The 12,614-nt window shown below is 61.2% G+C and carries 12 protein-coding genes; 9 read left to right on the forward strand and 3 right to left on the reverse strand.

Annotated elements, in window-relative coordinates; all coding sequences use genetic code 11:
- Window positions 1-2: 2 nt before the first annotated feature.
- The 7 genes from ACIQY3_RS08945 (at window position 3) to ACIQY3_RS08975 (ending at window position 8,901) form a co-directional block, all read left to right on the forward strand.
- The gene (locus ACIQY3_RS08945; RefSeq protein WP_403018632.1) at window positions 3-827 is read left to right on the forward strand and encodes a MetQ/NlpA family ABC transporter substrate-binding protein; all 825 of its coding nucleotides are present in this window, start codon (window positions 3-5) and stop codon (window positions 825-827) included.
- Complete coding sequence (locus tag ACIQY3_RS08950) at window positions 824-1,795, forward strand: methionine ABC transporter ATP-binding protein (RefSeq protein ID WP_403018634.1); 972 nt, start codon at window positions 824-826, stop codon at window positions 1,793-1,795. The genes ACIQY3_RS08945 and ACIQY3_RS08950 overlap by 4 nt, the downstream gene beginning before the upstream one ends.
- Window positions 1,792-2,463, forward strand: a complete 672-nt coding sequence (locus ACIQY3_RS08955; protein WP_403018635.1) for a methionine ABC transporter permease — start codon at window positions 1,792-1,794, stop codon at window positions 2,461-2,463. Before ACIQY3_RS08950 ends, ACIQY3_RS08955 begins: the two co-directional genes overlap by 4 nt.
- Window positions 2,460-4,013: a sugar ABC transporter ATP-binding protein gene (locus ACIQY3_RS08960; protein ID WP_403018637.1), complete on the forward strand. Its 1,554-nt coding sequence runs from the start codon at window positions 2,460-2,462 to the stop codon at window positions 4,011-4,013. Before ACIQY3_RS08955 ends, ACIQY3_RS08960 begins: the two co-directional genes overlap by 4 nt.
- The gene (locus ACIQY3_RS08965; RefSeq protein WP_403018638.1) at window positions 4,006-5,031 is read left to right on the forward strand and encodes an ABC transporter permease; all 1,026 of its coding nucleotides are present in this window, start codon (window positions 4,006-4,008) and stop codon (window positions 5,029-5,031) included. Before ACIQY3_RS08960 ends, ACIQY3_RS08965 begins: the two co-directional genes overlap by 8 nt.
- Window positions 5,032-5,062: 31 nt before the next feature.
- Window positions 5,063-6,118: a substrate-binding domain-containing protein gene (locus tag ACIQY3_RS08970; protein WP_403018640.1), complete on the forward strand. Its 1,056-nt coding sequence runs from the start codon at window positions 5,063-5,065 to the stop codon at window positions 6,116-6,118.
- Window positions 6,119-6,513: 395 nt separating this feature from the next.
- Window positions 6,514-8,901 carry a TonB-dependent receptor plug domain-containing protein gene (locus ACIQY3_RS08975; RefSeq protein WP_403018642.1) on the forward strand — a complete coding sequence of 796 codons (2,388 nt, stop codon included), beginning with the start codon at window positions 6,514-6,516 and terminating at the stop codon, window positions 8,899-8,901.
- 41 nt (window positions 8,902-8,942) lie between these two features.
- Here ACIQY3_RS08975 and ACIQY3_RS08980 read toward each other — a convergent pair whose 3' ends face one another.
- On the reverse strand, window positions 8,943-9,404 hold the full coding sequence (locus ACIQY3_RS08980) for a DUF3574 domain-containing protein (RefSeq protein ID WP_403018644.1): 462 nt from the start codon (window positions 9,402-9,404) through the stop codon (window positions 8,943-8,945).
- Between the two features lie 394 nt (window positions 9,405-9,798).
- On the opposite strand from ACIQY3_RS08980, the gene ACIQY3_RS08985 reads away from it, so the two are divergent.
- Window positions 9,799-10,308 carry a hypothetical protein gene (locus tag ACIQY3_RS08985; RefSeq protein ID WP_403018645.1) on the forward strand — a complete coding sequence of 170 codons (510 nt, stop codon included), beginning with the start codon at window positions 9,799-9,801 and terminating at the stop codon, window positions 10,306-10,308.
- A 118-nt stretch (window positions 10,309-10,426) separates the two neighbouring features.
- On the opposite strand, the gene ACIQY3_RS08990 is transcribed toward ACIQY3_RS08985, so the two are convergent.
- Together ACIQY3_RS08990 and ACIQY3_RS08995 are read right to left on the reverse strand one after the other, a co-directional pair.
- On the reverse strand, window positions 10,427-11,074 hold the full coding sequence (locus ACIQY3_RS08990) for a helix-turn-helix domain-containing protein (protein WP_054050744.1): 648 nt from the start codon (window positions 11,072-11,074) through the stop codon (window positions 10,427-10,429).
- A complete protein-coding gene (locus tag ACIQY3_RS08995) occupies window positions 11,071-11,232 on the reverse strand; it encodes a hypothetical protein (protein ID WP_403018647.1) in 162 nt (53 codons plus the stop codon). Before ACIQY3_RS08995 ends, ACIQY3_RS08990 begins: the two co-directional genes overlap by 4 nt.
- Before the next feature lie 281 nt (window positions 11,233-11,513).
- Between ACIQY3_RS08995 and ACIQY3_RS09000 the strand changes: the two genes are divergently transcribed.
- Window positions 11,514-12,605, forward strand: a complete 1,092-nt coding sequence (locus ACIQY3_RS09000) for an AMP-binding protein (RefSeq protein WP_403018650.1) — start codon at window positions 11,514-11,516, stop codon at window positions 12,603-12,605.
- Window positions 12,606-12,614: the final 9 nt, after the last annotated feature.

Here is a 12,614-nt window from a genome sequence, read left to right on the forward strand (position 1 = left end):
ACATGTTGAAAAAAACAGGATTGACCCTGGCCGTGCTCGGCGCTCTGGTGACTTCTTTTAGCGCGTTGGCCGTGGAGCCATTGCGCGTTGCGGCGGACCCGGTGCCTCACGCACAGATTCTGGCGTTCGTGCAAAAGCTCGACCCAAAACTGAACCTCAAGGTCATCGAAATCCCCAACGGCGTGAACTCCAATGAGCTGCTGGTGCATGGCGACGTCGATGCCAATTACTTCCAGCATTTGCCGTACCTGAAGTCTCAGGAACAGGCCCTCGGCGAAAAACTCGCGGTGGCGGCGACCGTGCATATCGAACCGCTGGGGATCTATTCCCATCGACACAAGACCTTCGCCCAAGTCCCGCAACAAGGCACCGTTGCCGTGCCGAATAACGTCACCAACCTGAGCCGCGCCTTGTACCTGTTGCAGGACAACGGCCTGATCAAACTCAAGGCTGGCTTCAACGACCCGGCCACCGATCAGGCAACGCCGAAGGACATCGCCGAGAACCCGAAACAACTGAAGATCCTCGAAATCGAATCGCCGCAAATCCCTCGCGCTTTGGATGATGTGGACCTTGCGGTGATCAACGGCAACTACGCGCTGGAGGCCGGTCTGGTGCCGGCCAAGGACGCGTTGGGGCTGGAGAAGGCCGAGCACAACCCTTACGCGAATATTCTGGTGACCACGCCAAAATTGCAGGACGACCCACGGATCAAGCAACTGGCCAAGGACCTGACGTCCCCGGAAGTGGCCAGGTTCATCACTGACAACTTCGCCGGTTCGGTGATCCCGGTGGTGCCGGTGAGCGTCGCGGCCAACAAGCCATGATCATCGTCGAGCAGTTGAGCAAAACCTACGGGCCAGGGCAGGCACCGGCGCTGGATCAGGTGTCCCTGAGCATTCCCGATGGCGCGATCTACGGGATACTGGGCCGCAGCGGCGCGGGCAAATCGACGCTGCTGCGTTGCCTCAATCTGCTCGAACGGCCCAGCGCCGGGCGCATTCTGCTGGACGGCGAGGACCTGACGGCGCTGTCCGACATCGAACTGCGCCGCCAGCGCCAACGCATCGGCATGATCTTCCAGGGCTTCAACCTGCTGCACTCGCGCAACGTGTTCGACAACATCGCCGTGCCGCTGGAAATCGCCCGCGTCGGCAAAGCCCAGCGGCAGGCGCGGGTCCGGGAATTGCTCGATCTGGTGGGCCTGAGCGACAAGGCCCAGGCGTTTCCTTCGCAACTGTCCGGCGGTCAGAAACAACGGGTAGGCATTGCCCGGGCCCTGGCGGCGCGACCGGCGTATTTGCTGTCGGACGAAGCCACCAGCGCCCTCGACCCGGAAACCACCGCCTCGATTCTGCAACTGCTGCGCGACATCAATCGCCAGTTGGGCCTGACCATCGTGCTGATCACCCATGAGCTGGACGTGGTCAAATCGATTTGCGATCACGCTGCTTCGCTGGCCCACGGTCGATTGGTCGAGGCCGGGCCGATTGCCGAATTGCTGGCGAATCCGGATTCCAGCCTTGGCCGCTCACTGCTACCGGGCTACAGCGCAACGTTGGGCAGCGATGCCCTCGACCTGAGTTTTTTCGACAGCCTGTTGGCCACCCCGGTACTCAACGAACTGCAGCAACAAGGCGTAGAGCTGGACCTGCTGGCCAGCGGCGTCGAGTCCATCGGCGGACAACGAGTCGGGCGTCTGCGCGTAGCTTTCCGGCAGCCCGCCGATGAGCCGAAATTGAACCAGGTGGTGGCGTTTCTCAAGCAACGTGGCGTCAGGGTGGAGCGTTCATGAACCGTGTAATCGACTGGAACGAGATTTTCCAACTGGTGCTCACGGCCACCGGCGAAACCCTGTACATGGTGCTGTTGGCGGGTTTGTTCACCTTGCTGATCGGCTTGCCGCTCGGTGTGTTGCTGTTCATCAGCCGCAGCGGTGGTTTGTACCCGATGCCGCGTCTCAACAAAGGTCTGGGCAGCCTGGTCAACCTGGGGCGCTCGCTGCCCTTCGTGGTGATGCTGATTGCCCTGATCCCGCTGACCCGGCTGGTGGTCGGCACCACTTTGGGCAGCACCGCCGCCGTGGTGCCGATCACCATCGGCGCCTTTCCGTTCTTCGCGCGCATCGTCGAGAACGCTTTGGACGAAGTGGACAAGGGCCGCATCGAAGCGATCCTCGCCATGGGCGGTGACATCTGGCATGTGATTTTCAAAGTGCTGCTGCCCGAAGCGCTGCCGGCGTTGCTGGCGGGCATCACGCTGACGTTGGTGATGCTGATCGGCTTTTCTTCCATGGCCGGGGTTATTGGTGGCGGTGGCCTCGGCGACTTGGCGATTCGCTACGGCTACCAGCGTTTCAATAACCAGGTGATGGTCGCCACGGTGGTGGTGCTGGTGATTCTGGTGCAGAGCGTGCAAAGCCTCGGCGATCGGTTGGTTCGCTCGTTGGCGCACCGTCGATGAGGCCGCTGTCCGTAGTACCCGAGCCGCTGATTCGTGTACGTGAACTGAGCAAAACCTTTGGCGCCAGCCGCGCGCTGGATCGGGTCAGCCTGGATATTTATCCCGCCGAAGTGGTGGCGCTGCTGGGTGCCAACGGCGCGGGCAAATCGACCCTGGTGAAGATTCTCGGCGGCAGTCAGGCCGCCGATTCCGGTGAGCTGTGGGTCGATGGCCAACCCCGGCATTTTGCCTCGCCACTGTCGGCGCGGCGGGTCGGGATTGTCGCGGTGCATCAGCAGGTCAACGATGGCATTGCCCCCGGTTTGAGCGTGGCGGAAAACCTCTTGCTCGATGAACTCTGCCAGCCCGGCGCGGACTTCTGGCTCAACCGCAAGCGTCTGTTTGAGCGGGCCGCGAGCATCGCTGCCGGCCTCGGGCTGGAGCTGCCACTGGAGCAACCGATCGAACGTCTCGGCCAGGCTGAACGGCAATTGGTGGTGCTCGCCCGGGCCTTCGCCCTGCAACCGCGTCTGCTGATTCTCGATGAGCCGACGGCGGCTTTGTCGGACGTCGAGGCCCAGCGGCTGTTCGGTTTGATCGACACCTTGCGCAGTCGCGGCGTGGCGATTCTGTATATCTCCCATCGATTGTCTGATCTGCAGCGGGTCGCCGACCGCGCCATCGTCCTGCGTGACGGGCAACTGGCCGGCGAATTCAGCGCCCGCCAGTTGCCCGAAGCGGTCGAAGCCATGCTCGGGCATGCGCTGGACACCCATGTTTATGAACCGCGCACGGCGGGGCGGGAAGTCCTGACTTTGCTTGGGGCGAAAATCGCTCCGCAAAAGCAGGCCTTCGATTTGACCCTACGCGAAGGCGAAGTCGTAGTGCTCACCGGGTTGCTCGGCGCCGGCAAAACCGAGATCGCCGAAGTGTTGTTCGGTCTGCGTGAAACGGCGGTCGGCAATTTGCAACTGGATGGCGTGGACTGGCAACCGGGCTCGCCACGGGAGGCGATTCGCAGCGGGGTGTTCTTTGCCGCCGAGGACCGCGCGAGCCAATCGTTGATCGCCGATTTCTCCCTGCGCCGCACCCTGACCTTGCCATTCCTCGAACGCTTCACCCGTGGCGGTTTTATCCGTAACCGGGCTGAAGCCGCAGCGGTGGAAGCGCAGGTTGCGGCCCTCGGGATCAAGACTGCCGGCATCGATGTGCCCATGAGCGCGTTGTCCGGCGGCAACCAGCAGAAAGTCGTGCTGGGCCGCTGGCTGTTGGGGGAAGGGCGGGTGTTGATTCTTGATGAGCCGTTCCAGGGTGTCGACGTGCGCGCCCGCCGCGAGATCGGCCAATTGCTGCGCGACAGTGCCGCTGGCCGCGCGACCCTGGTGATCTGCGCCGATGTCGACGAAGCCCTGGAAATCGCCGACCGGATTCTGTTGGTGCGCGATCACGCGGTAGTCGCCGAATACCCCCGCGCCGATTTGAGCCGCGCCACGCTGGTGGCGGCGCTGGCCGGCGTCGAGGCCCCGGTTTCACCTGTTCAAGCCACGCCAAGGAGTAGAGCGAGTGCCTGATTCGAGTTCGTTGTTATCGACCACCCCCGCACCCGGGGAGCGTCTGCTGCAAGCGCTGATTCGCTATGGATTGCTCTGGGTGCTGGCGTTGATCGTGGTGTTTTTCAGCGTCGCCGAACCAGCGTTCCTGCGAGTCGGCAACCTGTTCAGCATCTTGCAGTCGGTGTCGATTGTCGCGTTGCTGGCGTTGGGCGTGACCTTGACCATGGCGGTCGGCGGCCTCGATTTGTCGATCGGCGCGGTGGCAGCGATGAGTTTGATGATCGCCAGTTACGTGATGGTGGTGCTCGGTTGGGGCGCGGTGCCGGCGGTGCTGATCAGCCTCGCGGGCGGCGCGCTGGTGGGGCTGCTCAACGGCTGGCTGATCGTGAAGATGCGGGTGCCGGACATCCTCGCCACCCTCGGCAGCATGTTTCTGGTGATCGGTGTGCAGTTGATTCCTACCGGCGGACGCTCGATTGCGGTGGGCATGACCCTGCCCAATGGCGACGAGGCCGAAGGCACCTTCAATGCGCTGTTTCTCGCCCTCGGTCGCGGCCGGCTGTGGGACACGGTGCCGATACCGGTGTTGATCACCGCCGTGGTGGCGCTGGTGGTGTGGCTGTTTCTTGAGCGAACGCGCATCGGCCGTTTGTTCTACGCCATTGGCGGCAACGAGCAGGCTGCGCGTCTGGCAGGGGCGCCGGTGCAGCGTTTCAAGTTGCTGGCCTATGTGCTTTCAGCCGTGCTCGCGTCGTTGGGCGGGTTGTTGCTGGCGGCGCGTTTGGGCCGGGGCGATGTCAGCTCGGGCAACGGCTTGGTGCTCGATGCGCTGGGCGCGGCGCTGATTGGTTTTGCCGTGCTCGGGGCGAAGAAACCGAATGCCTTCGGCACTTTGGTCGGCGCGTTGCTGGTGGCCACATTGCTGAATGGCCTGACCATGCTCAACGCGCCGTATTACGCCCAGGATTTCGTCAAGGGACTGGTGCTGGTGCTGGCCCTGATGTTCACCTTCGGCCTCGCGCATCGGGCGCGTTGAGCCGCTTTTAACGTTCGACCAAGGAAGCTGTATGCGCGGATCACTCAAGGTTTTTGTTCGTCATTGCCTGGCCACCGCTGTGCTTTCGGCACTGGCGCTGAACGCTCAGGCCAAGGCACTGCCGGGAGCACCGGCACCGTTCGACAAGGGCAATGTGCAAATAGCCCTGGTGGGTTATCTGTTCTCCGGGGATTTCACCGAAGCCTATTTGCGCGGCGTCGAGAAACAGACCGAAGCCCTGGGCGCGACCTTGCGCGTGTTCGACGCCCGGCAGCAGGCGGCCAGCCAGCGGGAGATGATCGATCAGGCGATTGACCTTGGCGTGGACGGCATCATCGTTCAGCTCGGTCTGGCGGAAACCCTCAAGGGCCCGATTGACCGGGCCATCGCCAAGGGCATCAAGGTCGTCGCGTTCGACGTCGACCTCAACACCCCGCAAGTCACTCAGGTCGAGCAGGATCACCATGCCCTGGCGCGTCTGGCACTGGATCAAGCGGTCAAGGACAACGGCACGCGCTTCGATGCCGGTTACGTCTACATCAGCGGTTTCACCCCAATGGAGCGCCGCGACGAAATCTGGAGCCAGGTCAAAGCCGCGAATCCGGAAATCATCGAGAAGGCGCGCTTCGGCACGCTTAACCCACCGATTGCCAACTCGGTCGCGGACCAGGCCAGCGCCGTATTGCGCGCCAATCCGGGGATCAGCGTGATCTTCGCGCCGTTCGACGAGTTCGCCAAAGGCGCGAAAATCGCGGTGGACGAGGCGGGGCTTGGCAAGAAGGTGAAAATCTACAGCGCGGACATTTCCACCGCCGATATCCAGATCATGAAAGAGCCGGACAGTGCGTGGGCGGCGACGGCGGCGGTGAATCCGCAAGTGGCCGGGGCGATCAGCGTGCGCAGTTTGGCGATGCTGATTGCCGGGGAGAATCCTGGGCACAAAGTATTGGTACCGCCGACGTTGATTACCCGACAACAACTGCTGGACCTCGATGTGAAGAACGTGCGGGACCTGGCGCAGAAACTGCCGGCGTTTGGTGATACGGCGAATGTGGCGCGGACTTCGTGGATTCCTGCCGCGGACTAAGTTAATACACAAATTTCCTGTGGGAGCGGGCTTGCTCGCGAAGGCGGTGTGTCAGGCACTATTAATGTCGACTGACACACCGTATTCGCGAGCAAGCCCGCTCCCACAGTTTTATTGTGATTGACTTGATATAGCCTGCGTTTGTTAGTTGGTTTTTTGCCGATATAACCTAAGTAGTATTGGTTCTTTTCCAAACTTCAGCCCCTCGTCTAGCATCGGCATTCACTAACTTTGGGGTTCTATTGTTCGGGTGCTATTGCACTTGAAAACATGCTTTAACAGCCTTCGCTGCCTTCCTGATTACTAAAACTACAGCAGACATTGCCGTGCACTGTTGGCCGACTTCTTTTTGTTGGCAAGGGCCGGGTATTAGCTGCGATAAAAGGAGCTGTTCCATGTATCACCGTTCTCGTTCATTACTCGCCGCTGCTGTAGTCACAGCAATGACGCAACTTCCCGTGCAGGCCGAAGAAGTTTCGGCGCGCGCCGACGACGACACACGGCTGGGGACCGTGCTGGTCACCGGCACCCGTGGCACCGCCCGCACGGTGCTGGATTCACCAGTACCGGTGGACGTGCTGACCGCCGAGGATCTCAAGTCCGCCGGGGCCAGTAATGGCGAACTCGGTCAGGCGTTGCAGACCTTGTTGCCGTCGTTCAGTTTTCCGCGTCAATCCAACTCCGGCGGCGCCGACCATGTGCGGGCCGCGCAGTTGCGCGGCATGAGCCCGGATCAGGTGCTGGTGCTGGTCAACGGCAAGCGCCGTCACACTTCAGCGCTGGTCAATGATTCGTCGAAGATCGGCCGGGGCACGGCGCCGGTGGACTTCAACTCGATTCCGATCAGTGCGATCAAGCGCATCGAAGTGCTGCGCGACGGCGCCGGTGCGCAATACGGTTCCGATGCGATTGCCGGGGTGATCAACATCATCCTCGACGATGCGCCGGAGGGCGGCGAAGTCTCCACCACCTATGGCGCCTACCACACCCATCAGGATGCGATCGGCAAGACCACCACCGACGGCCAGAACAGCATGACCACGGCCAAGATCGGCACACGGCTTGGCGAGGAGGGCGGGTTTATCCGTGGCGGCACCGAGTACAAGGATCGCGACCCGACCAACCGCGCCGGTTTCGACGGCTTCGCCGATACGCCGGGCCAGCGCAACTACGTGATGGGCGACGGCATCGCGCGAGATGTCAACGCCTGGTTCAACTCCGAATTGCTCCTGGCCGGCGGCAAGGCCTACTCGTTCGGAACCTACAACGAACGCCACACCACCGGCGCCGAGTTCTATCGCTACCCGTCCGAGCAACCGCAGTTCTACCCCAACGGCTACCTGCCGCAATCCCTCGGCGACAACCAGGACATCTCCGCCACCGCCGGTTTCAAGGGCTTGATCGGCGACGACTGGGACTTCGACAGCAGCGTCACCCATGGGCGCAACCACTTCGATTCCGCGACCCGACGCACCCTTAACGTCACCCTGGGCGCCGATTCGCCGACCCGGTTTGACACCGGCGAATACGAGTTGCGCCAGACCACCGCCAACCTCGATTTCACCCGCGAATTGCGTCTGGCCGGGCGTCCGTTCGTGCTGGCCCTGGGCGGCGAATATCGCTACGAAAACTACCTGACCTTTGCCGGCGACGAGGCCTCGTACATCGGCACTGGCGCGGACGGCGCCAACGGCTTGCGCCCGAGTGAAGAGGTGGACCTGGACCGCAACGTGTTCGGCACCTACGCCGAGTTGTCCGGCGACCTCACCGACCGCTTGTTCGTTGACGCCGCCACGCGCTGGGAGCGTTACGACGACGCCGGCAGCAAACTCACCGGCAAGCTCAGCGGGCGTTATCGTTTGACTGATCAATGGGCGTTGCGCGGCGCGGTTTCCAACAACTTCCGGGCGCCGTCCCTGGCGCAGATCGGCTTCCAGAACACCACCAGCAATTTCGGCGACGGCGGCACGCTCACCGACATTCGGGTGCTCTCGGTCAACGACCCGATTGCCCGCGCCCTCGGTGCTGAAAAGCTCGATCCGGAAACTTCGAAGAACTTCAGCCTCGGCCTGACCGCGCAACTGAGCGAGCGCTTCGATGCCTCCCTTGATGTGTTTCGCATCGACGTCAAGGATCGCGTGACACTGTCGCAACGCATCGGCAGTGATGCGCTCGAGCAGTACATCAACGACAACTTCGGCGTGGCCGGCGTGCACGACGTGAACTTTTTCACCAATGCCGCCGACACCCGCACCGACGGCGCCGAACTGGTGCTGAATTACCATCAGCCGTTGTACGAAGGCTTGCTGGGATTGACCACGGCCTACACCTACAACCACACCAAAGTTACCAAGACCAAAGGCACGCCTTCGCAACTCACCGCACTGGGGATCGGCAACGACGCGTTGGTCGGCGTCGAGGAACGCAATACCCTGACCGACGCCGCACCCAAGGATCGCTTCATGATTTCCGCGAATTGGGCCAGTCAGCATTGGGGTTTGCTCGGGCGCCTGACCCGTCAAGGCGAAACCACTCGAGTCTTCGATTTCGGCGATTCGCAGCCGGAGCAAACCTACGGCGCGGTCTGGCAATTGGATGCCGAGGTTCAGTACAAATTCACCCCCAAGTTCGACATCGCCCTGGGCGGCAACAACCTGACCGACAACTACCCGGAGCGCTCCAAGTCGGAAATCAACTACGGTGGCAACCTGCCGTATGACGTGCTGTCGCCGATCGGCACCAACGGCGCTTACTACTACGCTCGCGCCACTTACGGCTTCTGAGTGCTGCCGCCACCCTGCGTGGGTGGCGGTTCACCGTATATTTAGAAAGAGACTTGCGCCGGTTGCGACAGCCGCAGCACCGACAGGTCGCCGGTAATCCGCTTCCAGGCCAGGCGAATCGCTTCGATGTCCTTGTCATGTCCGGCGTCGTTTTCGTGAAGAATCACGATGACTTTGGTGCCCAGGCGCTCCGGCTCCTTGGCCCCGTGGTCACGCCATTGGCCGTAGGCGTCGAGCACGCTGAAACCGTCCGGAAAGCGCGGCGTGACTTCCTGATCGAGAAACTCGCGCCAGCGCGCGGGGCTGATCACACCTTCCTTACCTTCCAGCGGTCCCACCGAGAAATACAACTCGGTGCGCACCCATTGCGCCTGCGCCGGCCGCGAGGCGTCGCCTTGCAGGGTCGAACTGGAGGGATCCTTGGTATGAACAGCAACGGGCGGTGGGCTGGCACACCCGGCGACCGCCAGGAACAGTGCAGCCAATAAAAGGCGTTGAGGCATGGAACATCCTTATTTAGCGAGTTGGAGAACGCCGTTATTATAAGGGGGCGGGTTAATAGCTAGAAAAGATTAAAAAGTCGGACTGGTGGTAACTAACGGAATAAGCAGTCGAGTGAAAAAAGTTGCGGCTGTTTAGAACGAATATTTCTTTCAGTTATTTGTATAGCTTTCCGTCGAATATCCATGACCGCTGAAAACACGTCGCAGTCATCTTCTTGTCCGTAATAACCATCAATAAGCTGCTACAGCAGTCACGAGTGTCCCGTGCGCGACACTAAGTCGGCTCCCGCGTCCGTTTTTGCTGTTTTGTCGCCCTCTTGTCGGCCGGTCGCTAATCCTTAGAATCCACTCCATCAGCTTCGTCCAACTATTCAATCCTTCGGGGAACAACACCATGATGAACGCCATGCAGATGCAAATGCCGATGAACGCCAACATGCCAATGATGCCGATGATGGGTATGCCGATGATGATGGCGACCATGTCGTGCGACATGATGGACGACGGCATGATGTGCAAAATGATGCCGGCTGCCGGCATGGACATGGCGATGTTCAAGAACAGCGCTGAAATGATGCAGATGATGATGAACTGCGGCATGCCGATGATGATGCATTGCGGCAACATGAGCATGATGTGCATGTCCCAGGCGGCCATGACCATGCCGATGATGAACATGATGATGCCAATGCCGATGATGGGCATGCCGATGCCATCGATGAAGTGCGTGATGGAATGCACCATGATGGACGACTGCATGATGTGCAAAATCATGCCGATGGCCGGCATGAACATGGACATGATGAAAAACTGCTGCACCCTGATGATGAAAATGATGAACGACTGCAGCATGCCGATGATGATGAGCTGCAACGGCATGCCGCTGATGTGCTGCACCTGCTGATACCGGGCAGCATAAAAAAAGCCCCCGCAGGCCATCAGGCCGCGGGGGCTTTTTCATGTCCGCAAACACCACAAATCCCCTGTAAAAAACAAACCCCTGTGGGAGCGGGGGATGTGGTTCAGTCCAGGCGTTCCGGGTAGGTCACCACCAGATACGCGACAGCTTCACTGTCCGCCGGGTTGCGATAGCGGTGGGGCTGGTCGGCATAGAACAGGATCGAATCGCCGGTGGAAAGCAGATAACGTTCATCGTTGACGCTGATCTCCAGCACGCCTTGGGACACCACCAGGTTCTCCTGAACGCCGGGGCCATGGCCCTCGGAAACATCCTCACCCAGCGGGCTCAAGCGCAATTCGTAAAACTCCGATTGCCGTGCCACGTCGAACGGAAAAAGCGCCCGGCTGACAAACGCGCCGCTGGCACTGACCAGGCGTTTGCTCTGGCTCGCTGACAACACCGCCACGCCTTCAAAGGCCCGGTGCTCAAGAAACGCTGCCACCGATACTTTCAAGCCCTTGGCGATTTTGCACAGGACTTTGATCGACGGCACGCTGCGCCCGGATTCGATCTGCGCCAGCATCGCCCGGCTCACACCGCACTGGCGGGCGAGGGCATCAAGGGACAGATGCCGCTTGCCTCGCAGGCGTTGCAGGTTCTGCGCGACACGCTCGCAGATCGGGTCTTCTTCCTGTGATTCCAGGTTATTCAAATCCACGACAGGTTCGTCGGCGCTCGCCAGAAAGCGCGAGGGTTGCTGCCCGTTCACGCGTGACGCGTCTCGGAAGCCTTGGCCGCTTGCACCCATTGAAAGGCCTGCAAGCCGGCGTTGCGTGCGTACATTTCCCACATGGCCCGTGCCCGTTGCTGAGCCTGTTTGCGTTTGCGGTAGCTGGCGAAGTCGATGACGTTGGCAGTCGGATTCATGGGGCACTTCACTGTGTGATGAATGACGGGATGAGCTGACAGTACTCGAATATTTTTATAACGATAAATACTGATTTTGTATTTATTAATTCGTTTTGGTTCTTATAGGGGCAATGGCGGGGCGCAAGTGTTGGTGGGGCAACAGGGATTCGGCAGGCTGTGCGCGGGCGATACACGCTATCGAACCAACACTATGGCTTAACTGATTGATAGTTAAGCTTTTAGTGATTGGCACGACGGCTGCAATGGCTGTTTGCAGTCGCCCCCGAAGAGATCGCCCCATGACCCAGACACTGCCCCAGGCCTTGTTACTGCAAGCCGCCACCCGAGGTTCGGCGATCGCCCTACGCTATAAGCAGTTAGGCATTTGGCAGGTCCGGCGCTGGAGCGATGTGGCGCAGGACGTCGGTCGTCTCGCCGTGGGCTTGCAGCAACGCGGGTTCAGCCGCGGCGATGACTTGCTCATTATCAGCCAGGCCAAGGTCGAAGCCGTGTTGCTGGCGTTGGCGGCGCAATGGCTGGGTGGCAGTGTCACGCTGTTGGACCCGGACCTCGATCACCGCCAACGCTTGGCCACGCTGAAACCGGCGTTTGTCCTGGCCGACACCCTGGACGCGGTTCAGCAAGTGCGCGCCGCCGATCACGCGCCACGGGTTTTGCTGTACCTCGACGGACGCGGCCTGAATGCCGCCGCCGATGCCGGATTGAGCGCGTATGCCGATTTGACGACGGGTATCACGGTCGAGCCGCCGGCGCCGGTGACTGAATCAGCGTCAACAGCCTTCGTATTTCACCGTGCCAATGACAGCCAACCCCAGCGCCTGAGCCACGGCCAGTTGCTGGAGGGCGCGCGCAAATTGGTCGCGCGGGAACACCTCACTGCCAACGAAGACGCGCTGGCCGCCAGGGTCTTCGCCGCCAGTGGTCAGGCCCGTTATCTGCTGGCGCCCTGGCTGAACGCCGGGTTCCGCCTGAACTTTCCCGAAGCCCTGGCCACCCGCGACACCGACCGTCGCGAGCTCGGGCCGACCCTGGTGCTGGGCACCCGCGAATCCTATGCACGCCTTGAGCAGTGGGCCCGGGAACGCTTGCCGTTGCCGGGGACGCTCAGTCATCACCTGTATCGCTGGGCGATGGTCCCGGATCCGCATGGGTTACGGCGCTGGCTCGGCCATTGGCTGATCCGCCGACCCTTGCTCGATGTGCTGGGCATGAGCCGTTTGCGCGTGCCGTTGCTGGTGGGGCCGGCCCTGACCGAGGACAGCGCGACGTTCTTCGCGGCGTTGGGGATTCGCCCCGGCCACTGGCAAGAACCGTCCACCCCGCGTGAGCCCGCCGAAGTCCCGGCCCACCTGATTCCTCACTCCGTCTGACGAGCCCCC

The sequence above is a fragment of the Pseudomonas sp. NPDC096950 genome (assembly GCF_044762525.1).
Classification (GTDB): Bacteria; Pseudomonadota; Gammaproteobacteria; order Pseudomonadales; family Pseudomonadaceae; genus Aquipseudomonas.